Raw genomic sequence first — 25,423 nt, forward strand, 5'->3', positions numbered from 1 at the left:
GTTTGTTAAAGAAACTATAGCAATGGTTTAGAGCGCTTAACGAGGTAGATTATGTTTACTCTAGCGGTTGATAACACGTTAAAACTAGCGTTAGTTGATGCCAAGTTTGCAACGGCGTATTTTGATATCGTAACAAAGCAACGTGATTATTTGAGTCGTTGGTTGATTTGGCCAAGCCATGCCGACAGTATTGCGTTTTTCTCGAATTTTATTACTCGCTCACTGATTGATTATGCTAATGGCAAGTCGCTGGTGTGTGCCATGATATATGAAGGCGAATTAGTGGGAAATGTGAGTTTTAATTCCATTGATCATACGCTTAAAAAGGTTGAAATTGGTTACTGGCTTAGTTGTGATTTTCAGGGCAAGGGCATTGTTACGCGCGCCGTTACTAAATTGATTGAACTGGCGTTTACGCAATACGAAATGGAAAAAGTTGAGATTGCAGTTGCCGTTAACAATACTGCAAGCCGAAATGTGTGTGAGCGTCTTGGGTTTTCGTTAGAAGGGGTTATTACACGTGCCGAGAATGTTAATGGCAAAATAGTCGACCATGCTATTTATGGTTTAAAACGCGGTAGTTAATCTAAGCGTTCGGTCAGTTTTTGTTAAAGGTAGGGATTGTACTAATCTAGTGCACAATCCCGAATCGTGTGGTTAGCTTAATACCTTAATTTGTTCAAGTGACGACACCCGGATATGAGTTTGAAAATAGTATTTTCCCGTTCTTTTTCCATTTGAAACAAAATCGATAATTTCGCGTTTTGCTTCACCCGTAACTTCAATCACTTTGCCTGTGAAAAACGCGTTAGGCGCTTTGCCATAATTTTTGGTAAATTCTGGTACCACTGAAGGCGATAATACAATGGTTACTGCACGTCGGTCGCGATAATCGTGCTCAGTATTGAGATAAACTTCACCACGGCGTGAGCTTCCAGTAGCTTTAACTAAAAATTTAAATGTACCTTCTACACCATCAGGCGCATTGTCTTCGGCTTGCGCGATTAAGTCCATGGTGTCTGCAACATCAACATGTGTTGTAGAATTACATGCGGTTAAAAATAGACTAAGCGATAAAATTAGATACTTCACTAGTTACTTTCCTTGTATTTAATGTATAGAAAGTGCACGTGAAACTGATAAGAGAAAACATGCACGTGAGCGATATTACATCAGATTCAAGTAATCAAAAAGCTTAATTAGAGCAAAAACTCAATCTTCATTTTAATTTTTATCTGTTATTGAACGCGTTTTAATCGCTCTAGTTGTTTAATATTGGCAAGTAAATCACGTCGTGTTGGATTTTCACGATACGCATTATTTAATAGTGTAATCGCGCGCTCATATAGCCCTTGGTCAATTGCGATTTGCGCGCTGAAAAGCCACGCTTGCTCTTTATAGTTATCAAGGCTACTTGCCCGCACATAATAATTATCTGCCCGTAAAAGTTGTTTTTGATGTTGATAAAGTTGGCCAAGTTGAAGTAAGGCTTTGCCGTTACTGGCATCGGTTTCAATTGCGCGGGTTAAGTATTGCTTTGCTGTTGTTGTTTTACCATTTCGCTCAGCTAACAGCCCTAGATAAGTTAACAGCATGCTTTGATGTGTAAAGTTAAGCTTAGTGCTGTGTTTTTCAAGCACTGACGCAAGTACTTGTGCTTGCGATACGTTATTTTGGTTTATCAAAACCGTTAATGCGTTAACGATTTGGGTTAAATGAGCGGGGTCACCTTTGTTGATTATTTCTGTTAATAATTTGACAGCGGCGTCACTGCTACCGTGGTTTAAATGCAGTTGGGCGTTAAGTAATAGATTGGTTGGGTTATTATTGCCAAGACGTCTTGCCACTTCAATACTTGCGAGGGCGTTCTTTTCTTTACCTTGCTGCAATTGAATTTGGCTAAGATGTAACCAAAGATCAGCCTCGTTAGGCGTGTTTTCAATTAGTTGGTTAAGTAAAACCGTTGCTTCGTTTACATCGCCAGCTTGGGTTAACGCCCATAACAATCCTTTTTTGTAATCAAGGCTATCTGGTTGTAAAAAAAGCGCTTGTCTAAAGCCAGCAATGGCGGCGTAGGGTTGGGCTTGCTGCATATGCAAATAAGCTAATTGTGCAAACAAACTTGCATCTTGGTCACCTAATGTTAATGCACTCGCGAGATATTTTGCTGCTTTTTGATTATCTTCCAACTTTAAATAAATTGCGGCAAGTGCGCGGTGGCTTGGCAGTAAATCAGGTCTTTTTGATAGTGCATGGCGAAAAGCACGCTCGGCGTGCGCTAGCTGTTTTACTTGTAGTGCTATTTGACCAACCGCTTGCGCAAGTGCTGGGCTTAATGTGTTAATTTCTAACTGCTTTACAGCTTGCCACGCGCCGTTGTAGTCGGGTTTGGCAAGCAGTGGCTTTATTGTTGTCGCAATGGTTTGTTCGTTAGCCGCGAGCTTAGCAGCATCTTGTGATAATAAACCGTATTTAATTTCAAAATCCCAACTCGGTTTAGTTATCGCGATATCGACGTGTGCATTGCTCGAAGCTGCACTAGTACAAACAAATAGCAGTGTTAAGAACAGAGTAATTTTCATATGGTTTCTACTTCAATAGGCCAGTTAAAGCGCGCTTTTACGTTCTCGCCATTTTTTTTAGGCGGGGTAAAGCGGGCAATTTTAACAATACGTTTAATTTCTTTTTTAAAGCTGGGAAATGGATTCTCTTTAATATCAATTAGCGTCACTTTGCCTTGTTCGTTGATTAATACATCAAGCACAATGTCAAAACGCTTTACGCCGCTGCGTCGTATCTTTTTGGGTACGTTGAACTTGAGATTCGCAAGTGATCGTGGCAAGGAATCTAAGTCACTTAAGCCAAATGCCTGCCAATCAACATCCAATGAGTCGCTCCAGTTGACGTCATCTACCTGAAAAGCGATATCAATTGGCTGTTGTGTATAGGTAACCTCTGGTTTTACTAAACTCATGGTGATTTGCGGGCCCTCACCACTTGCGCTAATAGCAATTTGCACAGTGTCTACTTGTGGCTGCGACATTGGTGGCGGAGGAGGAGGGGGTGGCGGTAAACTCACGGTCTCAATATTGCGCACTGTTAGCGATTTTTGCACACCTGTAGTCAAAAAACGCGATAGCATTACAAGGGAAAGTGCCGATGTGAGAATTGCAAAAGCAATCAGTAAGGCAATTGAATGCGAGGTTACTTTCTTCATTTTGTCGCAATGCTCACATTGCTCGCACCCGCGAGTTTACTTTCGTCAATTACTTGTACCAAAAGCTCGGTTGGTACCAATTTATCGGCTTGAATAACCACCGCGCGTTGCTTGTCTTTTGTCAGCTGGCTAACAATCGAACGTACGCCGGCAACGCCAATATTACTGCCATCGTAAACCACTTCTTTGGCGTTAGTAATGGCAATCATAATTAGATTTCGCTCTAGTTTTTGTTGCGATAATGCCTGAGGCTTATCAACGTCTACCCCCGTTTCTTTTACAAAAACCGTGGTAACAATAAAGAAAATAAGCAATATAAACACCACGTCTATTAATGGCGATAAATCGATGTGTTGCTGCTCTTCGTTTTGCAATCGTTGTTTTAGATTAGCTTGCATGGCGCTGTACTTCATTTAAGCTGCGATTAACTAGGCTGTAGAGGATCCAAGCAGGCACGGCCAATAACAAACCAAGTTGTGTTGTAAATAGGGCATCTGAAATGCCGGCGGTTAAACTGTTGCCAAAGCCCATTGTTTCGCCATAAGACATGGCAACAAAGGCATCTAATAATCCCATAATTGTGCCAAGCAAACCTAATAGCGGTAGTGCGCAAATGCATAAATTGAGCGATTGTTGCCAAAAGCCAAGGCCACAGCAACACACCTGTTTGCGCGCAATAAAGGCATACACCAAACGGTAATAAACAAACAGCGCGAGCGCTAAAATGGCGATTACAATGGGATGGCATAGTTCGTTTAATGTGATCATGCCGCGCCTTTGTGTAGTTCTATGTTTTGGTTGAAGTTAAATTGGCTAAGTGAAATGGCACACTGCTCAAGTTGATGATAATGGCTTTTAACTTTTCGTGACAAAAACGCATGACAAAGTAACGCAGGAATGGCTACAACAAGGCCGAGCTCGGTAGTTACGAGCGCCTCTGAGATGCCACCTGACACAGCAGCCGGGTCGCCAGCACCGAACAAGGTCATTAGTTTAAAGGTTTCAATCATGCCGCTTACTGTTCCCAAAAGGCCAAGAAGTGGCGCAACTGCAGCTGTTACAGCAATTGCGCCAAGTAAGTTATCGAGTTGCTTCTTTTGCTCGTTTAAGGCATTGAACAGTGAATCATCTCTCAATTGGCCAATTGGAGTGCGTTTACAAATTTCGACCAGTTCGGTTTGCCAGCTGCCCAGTTTCAATGTGCTGTGATCACCATTGAGATTAGTTAAGCGCTCTGTTACTGCGGGCACGATTTTGTCGAGCCTTGCAAGCTGCACCAGTTTGTAAATTGAAATAAGTACCGCGAAAAGTGCAAACAGTAATATCGGTGCGACCCAAACACCACCTTTGCTGATGTGCGAAATAATGCTTTCTTGCTGTTTTAAGGTCATGGTAGCGCGGCCGTTACTCGGGTCGATTGGCAATACTGCACTGCCGGTGTCTTTTAACTGCGTTAATGCATCATGCGAACTTTCTAGTAATACCGCGACTTCATTGTGTTGGCTAGATTTATCAATTAAACCTGCAGTGCTATCGCTTTTAAAATAAGTGAAAGGGCCAATATCAATTAGCTCTGCTTGATGTGTATTGCCATCGCTAAATACCACCTCACTTTGATAAAACAGCCCCTGCCTTTGTTGCGTTTCACTAAAGCTTTTTCTCGCAAGCGCTAATAATTCTGTTAAGTCGTCACTTTTTGGCGCGATTTCGCTTTCACTTAAATAACGATTTAGTAGGTGTGTTTGATATTGCGACTGTTGCTGCCATTGTTTTAAGCGATTTTCAACGTCTTCTATCGACAGTGCTGCTTCATCTTGTGCGCGTATTACGCCTTCAGTTTCTTTACGCAGTAACAGAACTGCGTTTTCAGCGTTAAGTATTTCACGGCTGAGATTACTATTCTCACGTGCCAATTGTTTTTCGGTTTTGTTGAGTGTTGCTTGCGCACTTTTAATATCGTGTTGTAACGATTGAATTACGTCGCTTGCGTTAAGCGGGGCTACAACACAAAGCAACGCAGTGACTAACCATAAATATAGTTTCATTGCGTTTGCTCCAAGGTTACCGGTAGAGAAATAAAATCGGCTTCTTGTCGGTGCTGTAACATGGCCTTTGCTTTTACAAAGTCGGCATAAGGCATTTCATTATTGAGTTGCCATTGCCACTGATTGTTTGCAACAAACCCGATGCCAGTCTGTGTACCATCTGGCGTACTCACATAGGCAAGCTTTTCACCGATGTAGATTTGTTCAAGTAACACGTGTTTACCTGTTGCTAGTGTGATTTTGGACTTTTCAAAACTTATGCGCTGATTAAACGCTTGGCGTTTGCTTTGTAGTAGTAACAAAACTTCAAGGGTTTCACTGTCAGTCGATGCATCGGTAATTTGTAAAAGCGATTGCCGCCATGTGTTTGCTAAAGGAGGGGGCAGGCTTGTTATCTGGCTGTGAGCGTAACTAATTGATTGTTCAAGCCACAATGCAAGCTCATGTTGCTCAGACTCAAGTTTAGATTGCGCGAGTAAAATCTGATTTCGGCGCTCACTAACTTCATCATTGTGCTGCTTGCTTTGTGCTAGTTTTTCTTTTAATCGCTGTTTTTCAATATTTAATAAACGTAATCGTTGCTCGAGCAAAGGTTTTTGGCTTTGCCAATTGGCGATCAATTGATTACGTTGTTTATGTAAGTTTAGCCATTTATCGACCAATAATTGATAGTCTTTTACGGTACTTGCGTGGCTATCAAACAGACACGCGGTAGTAATTAATAGCACCAAGGTTACTTTTTTTGGAGTCTTCATAGTGACAAAAAATTCGCGAGTAGTGACATAGCGCCACACCAGCGTTAGTTACAAATTAAATATATTGCAAATGATAACCATTATCATTACTATATACAACTAAAATAAACTCACTATTAAACTTAAATTCTTGAATCGTGCATTGCCTTTACAAATAAATAAGCAATGGTGCGAAAACCACACACCTAACAAGTGTTCCCTTTACTTGTTTAGAAAAAGGAGTTTCAACAGATGATAGCGTTAAATAATCAATGGCAGCAGTTTGCGACTGATTTTGAAAATCGTAACAATTATGTCGTGGGTAAATCGGAGATAGACCGTATTAAAACGCGTCTTTCAAAGTTTTACGGTACGGGTCATGTGCTAGAGCTCGGTTGTGGTAATGGCACTTATACTAAAGTGATGGCTGACAATGCAGAATCGGTTACTGCAACCGATGTAAGTAGGGAAATGTTGAATGTATGCCAAAAGCGCTTATGTGATTGCGATAACGTAAAAACCCAGTTGGCAGATGGCTTTAATTTACCTTATTGCGATAATAGCTTTGACACTTTGTTTATGGCTAACCTATTACACGTTGTACCTGAGCAAAATAAGCTACTTAAAGAGTGTCATCGCGTATTAAAACCGTTTGGTCAGGTGATTGTGATGAGCGTTACCATGTATAAAATGTCACTGATAAATCGTGCAAAGTTGTTGTACCGCTACCATAAAACCTATGGTAAAAAGCCGGCGCACAGCACAGTACTCACACCTGATTTATGTCAAAGCTTGTTTAACGCTTCTGGTTTTGAACTTAAAAACCAAGAGTTGTTAGGTACTAATACCCATGCTTTGTTGTGTCAGGGTATTAAACGCTAATTCAAAGGGCGGTTTGATGAGAAAACCGCCTTTAGTTCTCAATACGGTTAATGTTAGCAAATTTGCATTTTTACGTTACTAATACAGATCGACCCTAATGCACTTAGCTTCGATAAGTGATTGGTAGACGCGCTCTTCTAAAATTGATTTAAGACAGCTGATAACTGAGTCGCCAAACCCTTTTTGTTTTCCACATAAATAAATCATTGCGTTATCGTCAAGCATCCACTTTTTAATACTGCTAGCATGTAGCTCTAGCTGCTCAGTAATATAACCGCCACCGTCGCGCGACCAGGCTGGGGTAAAGTGAGTCAGTGATTTATCGCTAAGCATGGCATTAATTTCATCTTTAAAATAAAAATCGGTGCTCTTTGATTGCTCACCGAAGAATAGCCAAGCGGGTAAACGCTGTTCATTGACTGACATACCTTTTAGTAAGCTAATAAGAGGCGCAATGCCAGTGCCAGCACCGATTAAAATGGTGGGGCAGTGGCGTTTAGGTAGATTGAAATTCGCATGATGCTTAATACGAGCACTTATCAGTTCATTTTCACTCAGATCACACAGATAATTTGAAGCAAGCCCCGGCTTACCTAAGTCATCGAAATGCCTGCGCACAAAAATCTCTATGTTAGATTCGTGTGGTGCGCTTGCAATTGAATAAACTCGAGGTGGTAGCGGCTTCAACACATCGACAAGTTGCTGAGCTGATGTTGCGTTTTCACCAAGCCAGTTCGATTGCCTTACTGCTTCAAATAGTGGCATTTCAGTATTTTGAAAAATGACCTGTTGCTGACAATCAAAGCCTTTTTCACGCAGCATTTGTTGACACTTAATCGCGTCGTATTTGGGTATTACTTCCAAAAGATCGCCAGCCTGATAAGTGAGTCCTTCGTTTTTAAAGGTTATTCTATGTGCAGCGCGCTTAGGCTTTTTTGGGTTCACTAGCGTGTTACTGCGGGTATTAAGACGGTGATAGTTATCACTCAATGAAACGGTCGATTGCTCATTACCAATAAAGTGGCTAATTTGCTGCCACCAATGGCCAATAGCATCTTTATCACCGCGATCCACTTCAATAACATCGGTAATTTGTTTTGCACCTTTTGATGACAATAAATGTGCAAGTTGGTGGCCGAAGGCACAAAAATGCTGATAGGTACGATCGCCCAATGCCAAAATCGAGAAATTCACCTTGCTAGTTAGCGTTTGCGTTTTCTTCATTTTATTAAGAAATGTCACCGCGGTTTCTGGCGGCGCACCTTCGCCATAAGTGCTGGCGATTAAAAGCACTTGGCGATACTGGCCTAAACAATCGGGTGTGAGAGAAGACAAACAACGCAGATCAAAGGTATTCGGTAGCTGTTTATGAAAGCGCTCTGCAATCGACATCGCAGTACCTGATTGACTGGCGAATGCAAGCAAGGTACTCGCGGTTTGACTACGGGCGTTCAGTAAACTGTAACAGCAGGCATAAAACACAAAACACACAATCAATATACCTATTGATGCATACAGTGATAAGCCGTTGTTTACGTCTAGGTTAAATAAGGTAAAGCAGCCACTAAATAGGGCACATGCGACAAAACCAAAAGCAAATAGCGATAGTTTATGCTGCTTTTTTTGATGCCAAAGAAGCAATGAAATAACCACAATTACAGCACAAAATAATAGGCCGATTTGTTCTAATAGGTGGGCGATGGCGAGTTGGATGCTAGACAGATAATTGATTATCTCAAACTCTTGGTTAAGCACAATTAAGCGAGTTTCATCGAAAAATTCAAGTTGTTTAATGGTAAAACTATCGAATACTTTCTCACCATTACTGTGTTGCGTAACCCCCTCAATTGAAAAGCGTGTTTGAGTATGGCTTGAATTTAAAGAAAACATCCACGCCCATAAAACAAAGCCCAATAGAAAAAGCAATTTTATAAATAAATTCAATAAATACGATAAGTTAGCGTGCTGAGAGTTAATAAGGTTTTTGCCATATTTGACTAGCTGAGACATGTTTAATTTATAAATCTAAATGAAAATAATTATCATATGCTATTGCAAAGTGTCAGCGAACGCTAGTAGAATTTGCCCGACAAATAAGTAGACCGAAGATTTTTTAGTGGTATGGCAAGGTCAAATAGCCAAATGCAATTCGATGTTAGTTATGTATCTCGCATTATGCGCAAAATACACATTTTCAGTGCAATGCCGGTATTGGTGTTGATGGTGTTTTTTGCAATTACGGGTATTTACCTAAACCACCCCGATTGGAAAGGTGGTGACGTTGAAAAACAACAGCAAACCATTGCGCTGCCAAAAAGTCTGACTGATTTACCCGACTGGTCAACTCATTATGCGAGCCACAGTTTAACCTTATTGCACTGGCTTGATGTTGAACATGGCGTATCGGGAGTTGACTTCGAAATCGATTGGGATGAATTAGATAGCCTGGTCATTTTGAATTTATCTGGCCCAAATGGCAGCACACTAATTGAGGCATTTATAGAAGAAGGGCAAGCACATGTTGATACACGACGCTTATCCCTTATCGATATGCTGAATAATATTCATCGGGCAAAGCACGTATCAGGCTTATGGCGCATGCTTTCAGATATTAGCGCAATTTGTATGGTGCTGTTTTCGATTAGTGGTTTTTGGCTGGTTTTGGTTAACCGCATGGAGCGCAAAAACGCCAATATTGCGTTGCTACTCGGTAGTAGCTTGTTTGTCTTTACCATTACTTTAATGCATTAGGAGACGTATCGATGCTTAAGCAGTTAATTGCAGTGACTTCCCTTATGTTTGCATCTGTCACTGCGCATGCAAATACCTTAACAGTTGAATTTGAATTACCGAGTTTTACCACCGGCGACTATCACAAACCTTACGTTGCAATTTGGGCTGAAAGTAAAGCGCAAAATCAAACGTTGTTGCTTTGGCATTTAACTAAACGAAAAGAAGATAAATGGCTGGTGGATATTCGTCGTTGGTGGCGCAAACAAGGGCGTTATGGCGACGCGCCAGATGGCGTGACTGGCGCGACAAAAGGCCCAGGAAAATATAGCGAAACACTCGATGTTGGCGATTTAAGCCAATTTAAACTGTTTATCGAAGTGGTGCGTGAAGACGGCGGTCGTGCACTAATAAAAACGCCAATCGACTTCTCAGATAACCAAAAACACTATCGCTTAAACGCTGATAAAGAAATTGGCGCTGTAACAATTATCAAAGGAAAATAATAATGAAATTCCAATTTGTTAACGTAACCGCAGGGGTAACACTTGCTTTGGCATCAGGTTTAGCAAGTGCCCATGATATCTATATTTGGCCAAGTTACTTTACGGTGAATAGCGAAAAGGCGGTTGACGTGCCAGTTCAAATTACTGCGTCACACACTACATACAGACCTGACTTTGCTATGCCAAGTGAAGGCGTAAAAGTATTTGCTGCCGACGGTAAACAAGTGCGTCGTATTGGTAGTTTTTATCAAGGTGCGCGTTTTTCAACATTCGATTTAGGTGTGGAAGGGGAAGGCACATATGCACTAGAATATCATCGCGGTCCAAACTATCACTCACGCTACAAAATTGGTAAGCGAGACACTGAAAAACGCATTCGCGGCAATAAATCACACGCTAAGGCTCATGCACCAAAAGGCGCGCGAGATTTAGAAACGGCATCATACACAACCATTGCAATGTCGTACGTGACAAATAAAGCACCCACCAACGAAGTACTCAAAGCAAAAAATAAAGGTTTTGAAGTATTACCAATCACCCATCCGTCAGATTACGTAACTGGTGAAGATTTAACGGTAAGCTTGTTATTTAACGGTAAGCCAGTGGCAAATCAAGATGTGGTGATTGAGCGCGAAGCACCTCAATACAGCGAAAATCCTAAAGCCCTTGAACTGAAAAGTGATAAAGATGGCCTTGTGAACTTCAATTTCGCAAAAGGCGGGCGTTACATGCTGAAGGTCAATCATAAAATCGATAGTACCGATCCTGAAGCGGATGTTGAAATTACCCGCGTGTATTACGCATTTGAAGTGATTTTTGAGTAAATCACGATGAAAAAGCTGATTTCCCCTGTGATTGGCATGTTGTCTTTAGCGGTATGCGCTAAAGCACATGCCCATTTTCCAACGCTAAACTGCCATGTAAGCAATACGGATGCAAAACTGCTTAGCTGCACCGCAGGTTATTCTGATGCAAGTCTAGCAGGTGAAGTAATACTCAAAGTGTACTCATACGATGAAGCGTTATTACGTGAAGTAAAGACCGAGAGTGATGGCAGCGTGTCGTTTGGTAAACCAAACGGCGAGTTTTATATTGTGTTTGACGCGGGTCATGAAAGCCCAGCCGAGTTTGATTATGCCGAACTTGAATAAACGCGCGTTTTACCAAGCTGGTTTTGTGGAAATTGTGTCGCAGCAAGACGGCCGTAAGGAAAATGCCTATTTTGTAGTGGCATTCGTATCAATACTTGCGCTTGCAGCATTACTTCTTGTGCTCACTGTAGGCGAGCGCAGTAAACGTGTTGCGCTGCCGGCAAATATTGTAAGCCTTAGCACTCAATTACAAAATGCCGCAGAAGAAATCGCTATTTTATCTAGTGTGGGTGAATTAGCTGTGAGGCCCACATTAGAAGAGTTGATCACCTACCAGATTGAACCTTTTTTGGAGCGTGAATTTGAATCACCGATACTAGGGTGTTTTATACATCAACACAATAACCACCAAGTGCGCCTTAACTTTCAGGATTCGGGCTGGCAAGTGATGTGGCGCGAACAAACTCATAGCGCGACAGCGCACGCACATCATGACGATAACGCGCTTTGCAATAACAATAATAAATGGCAACACGTAAGTAGCCAGACTAACCAAAATTAGAGGTTCGCTTGTTTTATAAAATTATGTTTAGCGTGATGGTGTTTTGCATCACGTTATCGAACGCATATGCACAGCACGGTAAATTGCATGTCGGTACGACCTTACACCCTTATTATGCCTATGTGGCAAATATTGTGGGTAACCAAGGTGAGGTAATTCCGTTAATTGAAACGGGATTTAATGCACACAATTACAGTTTAAGCCCTGCAGATATAAGCCGTTTAAAAAACATGGACGCGCTAGTTGTTAATGGTATTGGTCATGATGACTTTGCACTCGATGGTTTTAATCGCATAAAACCGAAAGGCGTTACACTGATAAAAGCCAACGACCAAGTACCGCTGCTGCGCAAAAACCATAAGATGAACCCTCATACCTTTGTTTCTATTGATGCGGCAATTCGCCAAGTTTATGCCATTGCTAAATCACTTGGTCAATTGGCACCTGATCACGCTAAATACTTTAGTAAAAACGCTTTTTTATACGCCAAAAAATTGCGAGCGTTAAAAAAGCCAGTGCAAGATATTTTAATCAATCATGATTTATCGAATGTGCGTATCGCGAGCACCCACAACGCATATGGTTATTTATTGCAAGAGTTTGGCTTAACCGTTTCAGCCGTTGTTGAGCCCGCGCACGGGGTTTCCCCAAGTGCGTCGCAGCTACAACAAACGATTAATGAGATAAAAAAAGCCGACATAGATGTGCTGTTTACAGAACTTAATATGGCAAACAGCTATGTTGATGTAATTGAAAAAGCGACCGGCATTAAAGTGTATCATTTTTCGCATATGACCCATGGTCAGTACAGCCAAGACTTAGTTGAACGTGAAATGAAGCACAACCTAACAATGCTTGCCAATGCATTGACATTTGCTGCATCAAAATCAGGTAACACGCTATGACAATTCATGCTCCTATCGTATGTGTTAGTGACTTAAGTGTCAGCATTAACAACAACCTGCTGTTAAATGACGTTAACTTGTTGGTACCTGCGGGAATTTGGCTAGGCGTGGTTGGGCCAAATGGCGGTGGTAAGTCAACATTGATTAAAGCCATCATGGGGCAAGTGCCGCACCGCGGACAAATCGCGTTAGATTGGCCTGAGCAAAGTGCGCGCCGAATTGGTTATTTACCACAAATTGCGGTTATTGAGCCCTCTTTACCGATAACTGTAAGCGATTACCTCACTATGGTATGCGATACCCGCCCAGTTTGGTTTCGGCATAAGCAAAAGCAAGCAATACGAAATGCTATGACGCGTTTGCAAATTGAAACCTTTAATAACAAACGCCTTGGTACATTATCGGCTGGCGAAAGACAACGCGTTTTACTTTGCGCCGCGCTAATTAATCAACCGGATATTCTGGTGCTAGATGAACCACTTGCCGGTGTAGACAAACAAGGCCATGCACTAATTCTTAATGTGTTGTCAGAATTTCACCAAGCGGGTGGTAGCGTGATTATGGTTGAACACCACTGGCACGTGGTGGAGCAGTATTGTCAGTTTGTTGCAGTGATTGATGGGCAACTGGTTGACTATGGTCCAATTGAACACGTATTTGGCCGCTTAAAGCCAAATGTCGCACCATTTGAGTTAGCAACATCAGCGTAGGAATTTTATGTTGGACCTAGTACATACATTCTTTTCAAATCTAGTGAATATTGGTCTGTTGCCAGAAATGTTCAGCTATGGTTTTTTGGTTAATGCCTTTTTAGCGTCTTTGCTAATTGGCCCTTTGTTGGGAGCATTAGGCACTTTAGTGGTGGTGAAACGCTTAGCCTTTTTATCTGAAGCAGTTGGTCACTCAGCACTCACAGGCGTATCCATTGGTATTTTGCTTGGTGAGCCAATTACCGCGCCTTGGATCAGTTTATTTGCGTTTTCTTTGTTATTTGCCCTGTCGTTGCAGTGGGTGAGAGGGCGTACGACCGTGCCTTATGACGCGCTAATTGGCGTATTTTTATCATTTGCTTTGGCAATGGGGGCGGCGCTTTTAATGTTGGTTGCGCAACAAGTAAACGCCCATTTAGTAGAGCAAGTGTTGTTTGGCTCGGTACTTACCGCCAATGAACAAGACTTACTCATTTTAGTAGTGATGTTTGTCATTATTGCGGTGCTTGCATGGCGTTTTTCAAATCAAGCATTCTTAACCGCAATTGCGCCTGAAATTGCAAAGAGCCAACGCATTAACACTAAGCTGCATGATTATGGCTTTGTTGTGCTTATTGCCCTGATGACTGTCGCTGCCGTGAAAATTATCGGTGCAATTTTAGTTGGGGCGTTGTTGCTTATTCCTGCTGCAAGTGCGCGATTATTAGCCCATAACTTACGCAGCATGTTGTTATGGTCAGTAATGATTGCAACAACCAGCGCATTAATTGGTGTGTTGCTACCTATGTATATGCAATGGGCCGTGACAACTGGGCCTGCAATTATTTTAACCGCTTGTTGTTGGTTTGTGTTTGCCATTAGCGTGCACAGCGTAAAAGGAGTAAGCACCCGTGCGTGATCTTATGTTAGCGATGTTATTAACCATAATGCCTTTGGCTGTAGGTGCGTCTGAGGCAAGCGAAAGTAAGTCTTTGAAAATTGTCACTGTGAGTCCAATAAGCCATAGCTTAGTCACAGCGATGGTTGAAAATACGCCTATTCAAGTGACTTATCTACCCCCAAAGCGTTTACCTGTAAGTCGCATCCCAAGCTGGATTGAGAAAAACAAAACGCGCAAATTTGACCAGTTTGATGCGTATGTATCAATGCGCTCAGTAAAGCCGAAATTTGATTTATATGCCAGCGTGCGTCAAAGCAATATTCGTGTGGTTGAAATTGACATTGCTGAGGCCCTGTTGCCAAAGGGCGAGAAAGTCGTGTTACTAAACCAACAAGAATATTTTTGGCTTAATAATAACAACTTATTGCTTATGTTAGGCATTTTGAAGCGTGATTTGGTGAGCCTTTGGCCGCAATTCTCTGAAATGTTTAATGCCAATCAACAAGCGCTATCGTCGCAAATTCGCAGCATTAATCGCGCGAGTAATGAGTTGTTAATTAAACACGACGTTGCATTTATGGTGGCAAATGTGAAACAGGCACCGTTTGTTAATGGCTTTGCGACAGATTTAGCGACCCAGCAAGACGCACAAGCCCTAGGTCTAAATTACTTATTAGTCGACAAAGTTAAGAAAACGCCATCGCCTAATACCTGGCATATTGATGATTTTAGTCGATTTAACAAAGCGCCATTAATTGCGCGTTTAAAACGTAATCTTAATGCATTATCCCAAACACTTTCTCAATTATAAAAGAGGTTGAAAATGAAAGGTCCAATTAAAGCCTTATCGGCCATTGCTGTGGTTGCAGCAATTAATAGTTTTTCAGTTGTAGCAGCAGAAAAATCCCATTTTAGCTATAGCTGGATTGATACTTGGGATACAGATAACAACCAACAAGTAACGATTGAAGAGTTTTTTAAAGCAAGAAAAACACGCTTTGACCTTGCCGATGAAAATAAAGACGGCCTAGTGAACTTAGATGAATATCGTAACGAATACGAAAATCGTCTCGACCAAAAAATTGCACAAGAGCGTAAGCAAAGCGTTAAGCAAACAAAAATGCGCTTTAACGCAATGGATAAAAACGACGACGAAGTGATGTCGAAAGACGAATACATGGATGTTGCAAAGCGCGGTTTTGATTTTTTTGATACGGATAAAAACGGCATGATCACCGATGAAGATCCTAAACCTGACTATAAACCGCGCAAAAAAGCTAAGCAAAAAAGCGAAGAAGAAATTAAAAAACAACAACGCGAGCGCAAAATAGCCAGTGCGAAACGTGTTGTAAAAATGCCAACTACGCATAATAAAAAGGGCATGGTTGCGATTTATGACGCCAACGGTAATGGCAGTGTGTCTTGGCAAGAGTACATGGCAGTACGTGAAGAAATGTTCGCAAGAACAGATGAAAATGGTGACGGCCAACTGGTATTTGACGAATATTTAGCAGAATTTGAAAACCGACTCGATACGCAAATTGCAAAAGCCCGTGAAAAACGGGTAGCACGTACCGATAAACGCTTTGCAATCCTTGATGTAGACAGTAATGGTATGACATTTGAGGAGTTTCAATTGTCAGGTGTGCGCAGTTTTGTGCGCTATGACAAAAACAAAGACGGCAAAGTTGAGTTTGACGAAAAGACTAACACACAAGTAGCTAACCGCGATACCAAAAAAGAAGACAGCAAACTGTAACGTTTGTTGATAAAAATCTAACACATTCAGGGGGGAGTAATCCCCCTTTTAGATTAAAAAGGTAAATGATGCGTTTTGTGGTTTTAATCGTAGCACTTGTGTGCGGATTTAACGCAGTGGCGAAACAGTACGCCACAACGGCCTATTTAGGCACATCTGTTCAGTTTACTATAGAGAATGTATCAGCGACTGAACAAAACCAAGCGTTTGAGTTAGTTAAACAAGAGTTAACACGCTTGGATATGATTTTATCGCGCTATAACAACAGTAGTTCCCTGTCGATTTTAAATCGTGATAAACAACTGAAAAATGCACCTATTGAGCTTATCGACGTACTTAAGTTATGTCAGCAATGGCAAGTAAGTACCGCTAACCACTTTAGTTGTCGACTAGGCAGTATTTTACCGATTTGGCAACAGGCTGAAACAACGCAGACTTTGCCATCGCGCATTGATGTAAGACGCGAGGCCCGTTCGTTACGCGATAAAACAATTTTAATTAATGGTTCGCACATCACCCTTGATGAGGAACTAACGCTTGATGTTAATGGTATCGCGAAAGGGTTTATCATAGATAAAGTGTATGACTTACTTGTTGCCCACTACAGCGAAAGCCGCTTTAAAATTGATATTGGCGGCGATGGTCGTCACTACGGCGCGTGGCCAATCGCATTTACAAACCCAAATGTTAAGAACGCAACGCAGGTGATGTTAACTAATTTGGAAAATCACGCATATGCAGCAAGTGGCCTTGCGTTTCGTCATTTTAAAATTAAGCACAATACGTTTAGCCATATTTTTGCCCCCCGTGATGGCTGGCCAATTACAAAGCCTATCGGTGCTGCAGTAATTGCAAAAACAACTGCAAATGCCGATGCCATTGCAACCGCGTTAACCACAATGAATGGTGTAAATGCCATTGATTGGCTTAATAAGCATGACGTAGCAGGCGTATTATTTTTGCCTGACGGGCGCGTTGTTTATTCAAAAACATGGCAACAACGCGATGTATCAAAACACAAGGCAAAGCTGACATTTGATTACACGTTACCTGAATTTGATATTGCTGATTACCGTAAACCTTATGTTGCGATATGGCTATCAGATACCAAAGGCAACCCTATAAAACAAATGGCTATTCTTGGTGATAGTGAAAGGTGGTGGCAGCAAAGCAGGCGTTGGTGGCGAAAAGTAGGGCGCAAGGAAAATAGTGTTTTTCCACATCTTGCCCATGCAACGCGAAAGCCCGGTCAACACAGTATTACATGGTTTGGCGAGGACGATTTTGGCCAAATTGTCACTGAAAATGAATTGATATTGCATATTGAAGTTAGCCGAGAGCATGGTGAAACCAGCTATCAAAAGTTGCCATTTAATGTTACGAAACAAGCCACAATAACTAAAGATGGCAAAGGGGAAATAGGGCAACTTAGCCTGACGATTACGCCGTAAAAGCAAAGCGCTAAGTCAAAAGTTGGCAACAAAAGCGCTATAGAAATTGGTTGTACGGATCAACAGGCTCTAACGTAAATTACATAAAACGGCATAAGGATTTGCCGCTTACTTTCTCAAAATACGCGCTTTACTTATATGCAGTTTTGCTCACGATAATTAAGTTCAATGTGCAAACTTGGCTTTGACGAAAGATTACCAGAAATATTTTATATTATTTTAAATATATCAATCATTTATTTTTTTCCTGTAGTGGATTTTGCGCAATTAACTATATTGCGAAAAAAAGTATAATTTACCTTGCATTAAAAACGCGAATCATTATCATTACGACCTGAGTGCGATGACTATGAATTTTAAATGTGAGGATACTCTTTTGCGCTTTACTCTATCTAAGCTAAGCACCGCAATTTCATTTGCATCAGTTGTTTCAATCGCGGGCGTAAGCCCATATACCTTGGCAAATACGCAGGTCACAACACTAGAAAAAACAAAATTATCTGCCAACAAGCGCGTTGAATCTAAGTCACAAACGGAACTCGACAGCGTGTCAGTTTCGTCAAATCTTATGCAAGATATTAATGATGTCGCTGACTACATTCCAGGTGTAGACGTTGCAAGCATGGGCCGTTTTGGTAATAACGGTTTTAATATTCGCGGTATGGAAGGCGATCGTATTGCGATTACGGTTGATGGCTTAACCCAAGGTGAAACACTCGATCCCCCTTCATTTGCGCCTTATGAGTATTTTCGAGCGAGTCGTAACTCCACCGAAATTGAGCATATGAAAGCCATTCAAATTGTAAAAGGTGCAAACTCAGTAACCAGTGGTTCAGGTTCACTGGGTGGTGCAGTGATGTTTACCACCATGAGCGCATCTGATTTACTTGACGGCGATGAAAATCAAACCCGTGGTTATTTCAAGTTTGGTTATGATGAGCGCGATGAACAAGCGCAAGGCACAATTGCAGTGGCTAACAAGTTTGGTGGGCTAGAAACACTACTAATGTACACAAAACGCCAGGGCAGTGAATCAAGTAACCACTCTGGAAACCCAGATACAACAGGCGCATCGCGAGAAAAGCCAGACCCACTCGACTTTAACAGCGACGCACTGTTATTTAAAACCCAGTATCAATTTAACGACGTTCATGAACTAGGCTTTGTTGTTGAAAATGACGATAATCTATCTCAAGTCGAAAACCTATCGCGCGTTTCAAGCAGTATTCAACGTCGTTTTTCAGATGATGAACAAAATCGCGCCCGTTACGGTGTATTTTATTACTTAACGCTCGATACAGTAGCATTCGATGAGCTGGAGGTACGTTTTGATTATCAAGATATTTTCACCTCTGGTGTAACTAATATGCACTACGCAGCGTGTCTTGAATACTCACCGAGTTACCAATGCTTAGCGCTAGGAGAAGCGTATTTACGTCAAGAGCAGCGCGAACTAACGCAACAGACTTCGACTCTTGCATTTGATTTTTCAAAGCAGTTAGTTACCGGGCAAATGCGCCATGATATCGTTTACGGTACAAGCTTTGAAACCCGTGAACTTGAGAATAATATGTGGGATCACCGTTACAATGGGCTGACAACTGATTCAGGTTATCAACAATTAAGACGCCCGCTTGCAGATGGCACCACCCATTATCCGATTAAAGATGCTAATTTTATTCCTCAAACAGACGTTGCGATTTGGAATGTGTATTTACGTGACAGTGTGACTGTAACAGACGCGTTAACGTTAGCAGCGGGTATGCGATATGACGATTACAGCTATCAACCAGAGTTCGATGAGTATTTCACCAATGATCAAGGTCTGGTTAAAGACGTTGATATGAATGCATTTACTTGGCAACTTTCTGCGAACTATGAGATAACACAAAATCATTCAGTGATTGTTGACCTTGGCACAGGTTTTAGAGCACCATCTGTCGAGCAGGTTTATTATGGCTCACGCGGTGCAACGGTTGATGATTGGCAACTTGTACCAAACTATGATTTAAAACCTGAATCAGCATTTAACATGGAACTCGGTTATCAATGGCAAAATGATAACGGCCGAGTACGTGTGTCAGTATTTGACAGTGAGTACACAGATTTTATTGATAATGTCACTTACACCCGCGATTTAGCGACACCAACAACAAAGCGTGTGTACGACCCATCATGCGGTTGTTACAAGCAAATGGAAGTCACTACAGATGACTATCAACGACCTGAAAACATCGGCGAAGCAAGTGTTAAAGGTGTTGAGTTAGATGCGCTCTATCGCTTTAACAATGGTTTAGAGTTGCGTGCTGCTTACACCCACTCTGAAGGCGAATATGACAATGGCGACCCAATGCTAACCGTTTCGCCAGATTCGGCAGTTTTCAGTGTTGGGTATGATTCACAGTCACTATGGCGAGTAATGGCGCAAGTTCGTCACCAAGCTGAGAAAAAGGCAAGCGATGCATACACCACAAATGAACAAGGTGAGCAGGTTCAAGCGACTGACTTCTTGAGTGATACATCGACCGTAGTTGATTTAATCGCTAATTTCGATATCACGGATAACATGGTGATTAATATCGCGGCACGTAACTTATTTGATGAAGAGTACTATAACTGGCAGCGCATTCGTTTTGTGTCAGAAGGCTCTGGTGGTTTTAGAGGTGGTGTTGCAAACGATGGCATTAAGCGTTACTCAGAGCCAGGTAGAAGTTTTTCTGCCAACATTAACGTTAGATTTTAAGCGTTAATCGAGCATAAATTTCCCGTTGGTTTAATAACAAAGCCTGCAATGTATGCAGGCTTTTTATTTATATTCGAACGGTTATATACTGGTAGATTGTTGTAAGTACTCAATGGCTTTGTTTAGAGCTGGGTCGCTTCCTTGATTATCTCTATCTGTTGGAATTACTAATATATGCGGTTCAAAATCTTCTCTAAAGCTGCCATTTACATGGTACAAACGCTCAAATGCCATTTCTAGCCAGGCATCACTTTGTTCTAAAGTCACTGTTTTAATGCCACCGAGTAAATCAGCCATGGGGGCGCCAATCACGGTTTGTGCGCCAAGGGCGTCAAGTCCGATAGTCATACCTTCACCCATACTACCGGTCCAACGACCAGCAAGTACAATAAATGGCTTTGCATAATGCGGCTTAGTTGGCGTAACAAACGCTGTTTGCATTGGTGCGTTTTGATACGCCATGTTAGATGTTTGCGTGCGATAGGTTTGATAACGTGTTTTTTCGGTGACGAAGTGGCCAAGAATAGGCTCTGCAACGCCAGTATTGCCGCCACTTGGCGTATTGCGTAAATCAATAATCAGTGCGCGCGTATGCTTAAGTGCGTTAATGGCTTTTTTAAACGAGGCCGCCGTTTGGTTGTTACCAAGGGAGTTATTAAAGCGGATATAGCCAAGGCCATCTAAATTTCGGTAGCTCAATGTTGGACCATCGTTTAACGCATTAATCGCATCATAACTGGCGGCAAGTGTAATAGTGTGCGTACCCTTGTTATTTTTATAGGTAATTGCTCGAGTTTGTTTACGAAGGCCGCCAAGTACAACATTTAACCCGTACTCAATTTGATGTGGTGATAGGTTTTCAAACTCTTGACCAAATAAGCTGGCTATAAGAGGCTTTATTGGCTGGTTGTCCATTTTGATAATTGTTGAACCTAATGTGAGAGTGCTTTTATCTGCAGCTGATCGAGCTTTAATATCTTGCACGATAAATAGACCGTTTTGATAAATAGCACGGATATCTGATCCGGTTGGAAACACACTAAAATCATTTTTATCGTAGGGACCAAGGTTTAAATGCGGGTCGGAAAAGGCACGCATAAGCTGCTGGCTAATGTCATTAAACTCAGCCTTGTTTTTAGCCTTCAGCGCTTTACTTTTAAACTGGTTCAATACTGTATTTGTATTGTTTAACCTATCAAAATAGGCGTATTGCTTTGTGAGTACGTGTTCAACCTCTTGCCATGCGCTTGTTGCGTTAAACGCTGTGGCTGCGTTTATATTAAACGTAGCAAGCGTTAAAATGGGTAAGCTAAGGCAAAATGGTGTAATTAACTTAGTTTTAAGTGATTCAAACATGTATCGGTAAACCTTTGTTATTGTTCTATTTGTTGTGTTGTTTGTTACTGATTGTTGAGAGCGCAAGCTAGTTAAGCGAAGTAATAATGTGCTGCTCTGAGACACCGTAGTAACTGGCTAGCAATAAACATTTTTGTTCGATGTAATTGGGTGTTAGGTCAAAATCGGCACGCTGTTTTTTAAATCGCTTTAGTGCAGAATTTAAGTTGTCGCTGTTTAAGGTGATTTGGCTACGCTCTATTTCACACAGCGCAATAAACGCGGTGAGTTCATGGTTTGGTAAAACAGTGCCTTGAATGTTTAAGTGCAGGTAACATTCCAGCGGCGTCAACCCATTCGATTCACGTTGGCTTAGTGCTTTTGGTAAAAATACGTTACTTTCGAATAATAACAGTGAGCGAACATACGTAAAGGGCACATTTGTGTGCTCACCGCGGGCAACAAATAGGTAATGCAAGACATTGCGCTTCATTGAATCTTGCAGCGAAAAGTTTGCCATTTTCTGCAATAACGGCGTAAAAAACGATAATGCTTGGCTATTTTTAAGTTGCGATACTAACGGCGTGGGCATCGGGTGTTCGCCGTTTAGCGTGACACTTAAACGTTGAAAATAATCAAATGAGTCCACGTTTTTATTGGCCTGCAAGTTTAAAAACAGCATTATGTGTGCTTGACTCTGAGGCGTTTGCGTTAAATAAAACGTGGTGATTTCTTTTATATTGCCAGTTTTAAGCAAGCCTATGAAATGGCTAACAACTTGATCCATAGTGTAATTCAATTAATTTATACGCGTTTACATTAACACAGAAAGCTAAGTGTGTTGACCTTTGCTGTCTATTTCTAGAGCGAATGGCTTAGTGAAAATAGTAACCGTTTATGTATTTTCGCTAGATGGTAACCTCGATACTTGCTGTAAAACTAAATCGACATGCTTATTACTCATCAAACTTAAGATTGTAATCAATTTCATCAAAATGCAGGTAAATACATACGCCTTCACCCTCGATACTTTGAAATTCGATTTCACCTTTAAGGCGTTGCGTGACCAAGTTGTACACAATACTCAGCCCCAAACCGGTTCCGCCTTTGGCACGTTTTGTTGTTACAAAGGGTTCGAAAATTTTGTCGAGCAATGACTCTTTTACACCTGCACCGTCATCCATGTAACGGAAATGCAGTGTTGCCCCTACCATTTTTGCCACGATATTAATGTTTAAGGTTGTATTCGGCTCGCTGCCGTGACGTAAACTGTTAATGATAAGAATTGTAAATATCTGATTAAACGCACCTAAATAGCTTTTGATTACCAGTCCATTAGTTGCTTCAACACTAACGTTAACATCGTATTTATCAAGTTCATGTTTTAGGCTATCAAACAGGTTATTTAAAAAGGTTTCGACATTAAACTCGACTAATTCGTCGTATTCTTGATGTGAAGCAACTTGTTTAAAGCTGTTAATTAAACTCGCTGAACGGTTTAAATTTGACTCCATCAAACTTAAACAATTTTCCGCATCCAAGATCATTTGCTCGAGGGTATTTTTTTGTAGTGTACCTTGGTTAAAAGAGTGCTTTAGTTGTTCAACTTGATCACGTAAGTGCGATTCGCTGGTTATCGCAATGCCAAGCGGTGTATTTAATTCGTGAGCGAAGCCTTTTACCATAGTGCCAAGGCTTGCCATTTTAGCATCTTCAATTAAGCGCTTTTGCGCCAAACTTAAGCGGTTAATTAGCTCTTCAATATGGGCGAGTAGGTTATCAATATTTTTTGCAAGATCAGTTACCTCATCGTCGCCGCGTATATTGCTGCGCATTGAAAAAGTATCAGATTGGCAAATTGAACTGATAAATGCATTTAGCTTAAATAATCCGTAACCAATGCGTCGATTTATCAAAAATGAGCTTAATAAGCTGAATGCTAAAAAGACAAATGTGACGCTAAAAGTGAGTAACAGCACTTGATTACTGGCATCTTTCGCACGCTCATTCAACAATAAGGATAAGTTAGTAAAGCGCTCATTAATAACTTGTGACAGCACTTTATTTTTACCGGCAACACCAAGTGTTGAGGATTGCCCCATGGTATCTAATAGTGCGGTATATTGGGTAAAGTTGTAATCATAGTCTTTTAAATTTTCAACTAATTGAGTTTTTAATTCGCTGTTATGGGTTTGTAGGTACACTTTTATTTGCACTAACGCTTGTTTGTGAAGCTCTAAGTACTTTTTGTCCCAGCGTAGTAGGTAGTCTTTTTCTCGGCGCCTTAATTCTAAGATCATTATCTCGAGCGTTTGGTCGTTAATTTGCTGGCTAGTGGCTTGAATTGCATGAATGGATTTTCTAAAGCTGGCACGAATACCTTGGTCTTCATTAAAACCAAGTTGTTTTTGAATGGCCATTTGCTTATTGAGATTTTGTTCAAACTGGCGCATTGCTTCTTGAATTTGCGTAAGCAGTCGCGTTGCAATTTCGATATCTGCCACTTGTTTCAATAGCGTAAAATGAAGCTGAGAGTAATCATCAAACTGCTCTTTTGACCATTCAAGCATTTGCTCGTCTTTATCTAGTGAAAATTCTTGTTGTAAATTAACGGTATCAGTCAATACTTGTTTAAAGTCGGTTAACGATTGAGTAATACGGTAGTGTTCCGCGACGTTTTGGTAGATTATGCCACCACAAACGAGCACTACAATAAAACTGACTAACAAAGCGACTTGCGAGCTTATAAAGGCTGTTTTTAATTTCATATTAGGCTGCCTGATCCATTTTTATAAAGTGTAGGTCAAAATATTTAGCTGTAAACGGTTGAACTTATGTTAGTTTCAAACGTTAAATTTGGTGCGCCAGTTAAATCGCAAGTAACCGGTACTTTTCTTCAGCTAGTGATATGGCAGTTGGCAGCTGGTTTAACAATTGCGCAAAATTAGCGTGCTGGTTTTGCCAACTAAATAGAATTTCATTGCTCGCGATTAACTCATTTAATACATCAACTTCAAGTGCCTGATGCTTACAATAAACTTGGGTCGCTAAGTCACAAAACTGCACTCGTCGGATTGTTTCTAATAAAGGCATAAACTGTTTAAACTTATCGGGTAGGTGATCGTGGTGATGAAAATAAATAATCTCGGGAATAGGACTTGGGATATGCCATGTTTTACAAATTTTCGCGCCATTAAACGCATGTTGACGTTGTAAATAAGCAATACGGTGCTTTTCATAGGGCTTTGGTAAATACCATGTTAAATCGTCGAGTGATTCAAAGTACTTGGCATACAGTTTGTGGTTTAATGTGATATCTATGTCATGTAATAAACCAACTAAATAAGCCATATCAGCGGTGATCACGCTGCGTAACAGAACGTCATAGGTGGTTTTAAGTAACTCCGCTGAGATTAACGATTGATGCCACAATTGTTTTTCAAATTGACTGGTGGGTACAAATACCTTGGTCAGTGCCACTAAGTTTATTAAGTTAAATACCTCTTTTGTTCCCATGCGAACAATCGCATCTTTAATACTGCGAATGGGTTTAACAGCGGCTTGTTTGGCGGTGTTACTAAGTTGAATTATTTTAAGCGCAAGGGGCGGGTCGCGCTCTGCGAGTTTTTCAATTTTGTTAAAGTAATCTTTATCATCAAGGGGAATGCTCAACAATTCGACCAATATTGTCGGTAATATTGGCAAATCGGATACCTGTTCTTGTGGTGATGCTTGGCGTTCGGCCATTCACAAACCTTAAGATTAAAGTCATATCAATTTGCCAATAAGTATAGTTAACCAAAACTCGAGATAACAAATTACATCAAAAAAGTAATGTTTACTTATTCGGATGGACGTCGTTTGCGTTAAGCT

At 41.1% G+C, this 25,423-nt stretch carries 26 protein-coding genes; 14 read left to right on the forward strand and 12 right to left on the reverse strand.

The window, feature by feature from the left end:
• Positions 1-51: 51 nt before the first annotated feature.
• Positions 52-585, forward strand: coding sequence for a GNAT family N-acetyltransferase (locus tag AN214_RS07740; RefSeq protein ID WP_054979192.1), 534 nt, complete (start codon positions 52-54; stop codon positions 583-585).
• A gap of 72 nt (positions 586-657) precedes the next feature.
• On the opposite strand, the gene AN214_RS07745 is transcribed toward AN214_RS07740, so the two are convergent.
• The 7 genes from AN214_RS07745 to AN214_RS07775 form a co-directional block, all read right to left on the reverse strand.
• Entirely contained in the window at positions 658-1,092 is a 435-nt protein-coding gene (locus tag AN214_RS07745; protein ID WP_054979193.1) for a hypothetical protein, read from the reverse strand.
• Between the two features lie 146 nt (positions 1,093-1,238).
• Positions 1,239-2,582: a tetratricopeptide repeat protein gene (locus tag AN214_RS07750; protein ID WP_054979194.1), complete on the reverse strand. Its 1,344-nt coding sequence runs from the start codon at positions 2,580-2,582 to the stop codon at positions 1,239-1,241.
• Positions 2,579-3,217 (reverse strand): energy transducer TonB, encoded by a 639-nt coding sequence (locus AN214_RS07755; protein WP_054979195.1) that lies wholly within the window; start codon positions 3,215-3,217, stop codon positions 2,579-2,581. Before AN214_RS07755 ends, AN214_RS07750 begins: the two co-directional genes overlap by 4 nt.
• Positions 3,214-3,615, reverse strand: coding sequence for a biopolymer transporter ExbD (locus AN214_RS07760; RefSeq protein ID WP_054979196.1), 402 nt, complete (start codon positions 3,613-3,615; stop codon positions 3,214-3,216). The genes AN214_RS07755 and AN214_RS07760 overlap by 4 nt, the downstream gene beginning before the upstream one ends.
• Positions 3,605-3,985 (reverse strand): MotA/TolQ/ExbB proton channel family protein, encoded by a 381-nt coding sequence (locus tag AN214_RS07765; protein WP_054979197.1) that lies wholly within the window; start codon positions 3,983-3,985, stop codon positions 3,605-3,607. The genes AN214_RS07760 and AN214_RS07765 overlap by 11 nt, the downstream gene beginning before the upstream one ends.
• Positions 3,982-5,262: a MotA/TolQ/ExbB proton channel family protein gene (locus tag AN214_RS07770; RefSeq protein ID WP_054979198.1), complete on the reverse strand. Its 1,281-nt coding sequence runs from the start codon at positions 5,260-5,262 to the stop codon at positions 3,982-3,984. Before AN214_RS07770 ends, AN214_RS07765 begins: the two co-directional genes overlap by 4 nt.
• Positions 5,259-6,017 carry a DUF3450 family protein gene (locus AN214_RS07775; RefSeq protein ID WP_054979199.1) on the reverse strand — a complete coding sequence of 253 codons (759 nt, stop codon included), beginning with the start codon at positions 6,015-6,017 and terminating at the stop codon, positions 5,259-5,261. The genes AN214_RS07770 and AN214_RS07775 overlap by 4 nt, the downstream gene beginning before the upstream one ends.
• Before the next feature lie 231 nt (positions 6,018-6,248).
• Between AN214_RS07775 and AN214_RS07780 the strand changes: the two genes are divergently transcribed.
• Positions 6,249-6,878 carry a class I SAM-dependent methyltransferase gene (locus tag AN214_RS07780; RefSeq protein ID WP_054979200.1) on the forward strand — a complete coding sequence of 210 codons (630 nt, stop codon included), beginning with the start codon at positions 6,249-6,251 and terminating at the stop codon, positions 6,876-6,878.
• A 78-nt stretch (positions 6,879-6,956) separates the two neighbouring features.
• On the opposite strand, the gene AN214_RS07785 is transcribed toward AN214_RS07780, so the two are convergent.
• On the reverse strand, positions 6,957-8,768 hold the full coding sequence (locus AN214_RS07785) for a flavodoxin domain-containing protein (RefSeq protein WP_161805667.1): 1,812 nt from the start codon (positions 8,766-8,768) through the stop codon (positions 6,957-6,959).
• A gap of 231 nt (positions 8,769-8,999) precedes the next feature.
• On the opposite strand from AN214_RS07785, the gene AN214_RS07790 reads away from it, so the two are divergent.
• From AN214_RS07790 to AN214_RS07845, 12 genes are all read left to right on the forward strand, one after another.
• Positions 9,000-9,629: a PepSY-associated TM helix domain-containing protein gene (locus AN214_RS07790; protein WP_082428525.1), complete on the forward strand. Its 630-nt coding sequence runs from the start codon at positions 9,000-9,002 to the stop codon at positions 9,627-9,629.
• 11 nt (positions 9,630-9,640) lie between these two features.
• A complete protein-coding gene (locus AN214_RS07795) occupies positions 9,641-10,114 on the forward strand; it encodes a DUF2271 domain-containing protein (protein ID WP_054979203.1) in 474 nt (157 codons plus the stop codon).
• Between the two features lie 2 nt (positions 10,115-10,116).
• Positions 10,117-10,938: a DUF4198 domain-containing protein gene (locus tag AN214_RS07800; protein ID WP_054979204.1), complete on the forward strand. Its 822-nt coding sequence runs from the start codon at positions 10,117-10,119 to the stop codon at positions 10,936-10,938.
• A 6-nt stretch (positions 10,939-10,944) separates the two neighbouring features.
• Positions 10,945-11,265 (forward strand): hypothetical protein, encoded by a 321-nt coding sequence (locus tag AN214_RS07805; RefSeq protein ID WP_054979205.1) that lies wholly within the window; start codon positions 10,945-10,947, stop codon positions 11,263-11,265.
• The gene (locus AN214_RS07810; RefSeq protein WP_054979206.1) at positions 11,249-11,767 is read left to right on the forward strand and encodes a hypothetical protein; all 519 of its coding nucleotides are present in this window, start codon (positions 11,249-11,251) and stop codon (positions 11,765-11,767) included. Before AN214_RS07805 ends, AN214_RS07810 begins: the two co-directional genes overlap by 17 nt.
• A gap of 8 nt (positions 11,768-11,775) precedes the next feature.
• A complete protein-coding gene (locus AN214_RS07815) occupies positions 11,776-12,672 on the forward strand; it encodes a metal ABC transporter solute-binding protein, Zn/Mn family (RefSeq protein WP_082428526.1) in 897 nt (298 codons plus the stop codon).
• Positions 12,669-13,382: a metal ABC transporter ATP-binding protein gene (locus tag AN214_RS07820; RefSeq protein ID WP_054979208.1), complete on the forward strand. Its 714-nt coding sequence runs from the start codon at positions 12,669-12,671 to the stop codon at positions 13,380-13,382. Before AN214_RS07815 ends, AN214_RS07820 begins: the two co-directional genes overlap by 4 nt.
• 7 nt (positions 13,383-13,389) lie before the next feature.
• Positions 13,390-14,280 carry a metal ABC transporter permease gene (locus AN214_RS07825; RefSeq protein WP_054979209.1) on the forward strand — a complete coding sequence of 297 codons (891 nt, stop codon included), beginning with the start codon at positions 13,390-13,392 and terminating at the stop codon, positions 14,278-14,280.
• Positions 14,273-15,073, forward strand: coding sequence for a hypothetical protein (locus tag AN214_RS07830; RefSeq protein ID WP_054979210.1), 801 nt, complete (start codon positions 14,273-14,275; stop codon positions 15,071-15,073). Before AN214_RS07825 ends, AN214_RS07830 begins: the two co-directional genes overlap by 8 nt.
• A 12-nt stretch (positions 15,074-15,085) precedes the next feature.
• On the forward strand, positions 15,086-16,021 hold the full coding sequence (locus tag AN214_RS07835) for an EF-hand domain-containing protein (RefSeq protein ID WP_054979211.1): 936 nt from the start codon (positions 15,086-15,088) through the stop codon (positions 16,019-16,021).
• Positions 16,022-16,098: 77 nt separating this feature from the next.
• Complete coding sequence (locus tag AN214_RS07840) at positions 16,099-17,472, forward strand: DUF2271 domain-containing protein (protein ID WP_161805668.1); 1,374 nt, start codon at positions 16,099-16,101, stop codon at positions 17,470-17,472.
• A 376-nt stretch (positions 17,473-17,848) separates the two neighbouring features.
• Positions 17,849-20,215: a TonB-dependent hemoglobin/transferrin/lactoferrin family receptor gene (locus tag AN214_RS07845; protein ID WP_161805669.1), complete on the forward strand. Its 2,367-nt coding sequence runs from the start codon at positions 17,849-17,851 to the stop codon at positions 20,213-20,215.
• An 81-nt stretch (positions 20,216-20,296) separates the two neighbouring features.
• Here the strand turns inward: AN214_RS07845 and AN214_RS07850 are convergent, their stop codons facing one another.
• The 4 genes from AN214_RS07850 to AN214_RS07865 form a co-directional block, all read right to left on the reverse strand.
• Positions 20,297-21,571, reverse strand: coding sequence for a S41 family peptidase (locus AN214_RS07850; protein ID WP_054979214.1), 1,275 nt, complete (start codon positions 21,569-21,571; stop codon positions 20,297-20,299).
• A gap of 67 nt (positions 21,572-21,638) precedes the next feature.
• Positions 21,639-22,337 carry a hypothetical protein gene (locus AN214_RS07855; protein ID WP_054979215.1) on the reverse strand — a complete coding sequence of 233 codons (699 nt, stop codon included), beginning with the start codon at positions 22,335-22,337 and terminating at the stop codon, positions 21,639-21,641.
• A gap of 169 nt (positions 22,338-22,506) precedes the next feature.
• A complete protein-coding gene (locus AN214_RS07860; RefSeq protein WP_054979216.1) occupies positions 22,507-24,318 on the reverse strand; it encodes a HAMP domain-containing sensor histidine kinase in 1,812 nt (603 codons plus the stop codon).
• 100 nt (positions 24,319-24,418) lie between these two features.
• Positions 24,419-25,297 carry an HDOD domain-containing protein gene (locus tag AN214_RS07865; RefSeq protein WP_054979217.1) on the reverse strand — a complete coding sequence of 293 codons (879 nt, stop codon included), beginning with the start codon at positions 25,295-25,297 and terminating at the stop codon, positions 24,419-24,421.
• Positions 25,298-25,423 lie beyond the last annotated feature (126 nt).

Origin of the sequence: Pseudoalteromonas sp. P1-9 (assembly GCF_001399975.1) — a bacterium.
Classification (GTDB): Bacteria; Pseudomonadota; Gammaproteobacteria; order Enterobacterales; family Alteromonadaceae; genus Pseudoalteromonas.

Bases quoted from the DNA above. Each gene is read 5' to 3' on its own strand.
- AN214_RS07755 (WP_054979195.1), bottom strand. From the start codon at position 3,217: ATGAAGAAAGTAACCTCGCATTCAATTGCCTTACTGATTGCTTTTGCA.
- AN214_RS07805 (WP_054979205.1), top strand. From the start codon at position 10,945: ATGAAAAAGCTGATTTCCCCTGTGATTGGCATGTTGTCTTTAGCGGTA.
- AN214_RS07785 (WP_161805667.1), bottom strand. From the start codon at position 8,768: ATGTTTTCTTTAAATTCAAGCCATACTCAAACACGCTTTTCAATTGAG.
- AN214_RS07865 (WP_054979217.1), bottom strand. From the start codon at position 25,297: ATGGCCGAACGCCAAGCATCACCACAAGAACAGGTATCCGATTTGCCA.
- AN214_RS07795 (WP_054979203.1), top strand. From the start codon at position 9,641: ATGCTTAAGCAGTTAATTGCAGTGACTTCCCTTATGTTTGCATCTGTC.
- AN214_RS07820 (WP_054979208.1), top strand. From the start codon at position 12,669: ATGACAATTCATGCTCCTATCGTATGTGTTAGTGACTTAAGTGTCAGC.
- AN214_RS07770 (WP_054979198.1), bottom strand. From the start codon at position 5,262: ATGAAACTATATTTATGGTTAGTCACTGCGTTGCTTTGTGTTGTAGCC.
- AN214_RS07790 (WP_082428525.1), top strand. From the start codon at position 9,000: ATGGCAAGGTCAAATAGCCAAATGCAATTCGATGTTAGTTATGTATCT.
- AN214_RS07855 (WP_054979215.1), bottom strand. From the start codon at position 22,337: ATGGATCAAGTTGTTAGCCATTTCATAGGCTTGCTTAAAACTGGCAAT.
- AN214_RS07760 (WP_054979196.1), bottom strand. From the start codon at position 3,615: ATGCAAGCTAATCTAAAACAACGATTGCAAAACGAAGAGCAGCAACAC.
- AN214_RS07835 (WP_054979211.1), top strand. From the start codon at position 15,086: ATGAAAGGTCCAATTAAAGCCTTATCGGCCATTGCTGTGGTTGCAGCA.
- AN214_RS07750 (WP_054979194.1), bottom strand. From the start codon at position 2,582: ATGAAAATTACTCTGTTCTTAACACTGCTATTTGTTTGTACTAGTGCA.
- AN214_RS07765 (WP_054979197.1), bottom strand. From the start codon at position 3,985: ATGATCACATTAAACGAACTATGCCATCCCATTGTAATCGCCATTTTA.
- AN214_RS07800 (WP_054979204.1), top strand. From the start codon at position 10,117: ATGAAATTCCAATTTGTTAACGTAACCGCAGGGGTAACACTTGCTTTG.
- AN214_RS07740 (WP_054979192.1), top strand. From the start codon at position 52: ATGTTTACTCTAGCGGTTGATAACACGTTAAAACTAGCGTTAGTTGAT.
- AN214_RS07825 (WP_054979209.1), top strand. From the start codon at position 13,390: ATGTTGGACCTAGTACATACATTCTTTTCAAATCTAGTGAATATTGGT.
- AN214_RS07860 (WP_054979216.1), bottom strand. From the start codon at position 24,318: ATGAAATTAAAAACAGCCTTTATAAGCTCGCAAGTCGCTTTGTTAGTC.
- AN214_RS07810 (WP_054979206.1), top strand. From the start codon at position 11,249: ATGCCGAACTTGAATAAACGCGCGTTTTACCAAGCTGGTTTTGTGGAA.
- AN214_RS07850 (WP_054979214.1), bottom strand. From the start codon at position 21,571: ATGTTTGAATCACTTAAAACTAAGTTAATTACACCATTTTGCCTTAGC.
- AN214_RS07775 (WP_054979199.1), bottom strand. From the start codon at position 6,017: ATGAAGACTCCAAAAAAAGTAACCTTGGTGCTATTAATTACTACCGCG.
- AN214_RS07780 (WP_054979200.1), top strand. From the start codon at position 6,249: ATGATAGCGTTAAATAATCAATGGCAGCAGTTTGCGACTGATTTTGAA.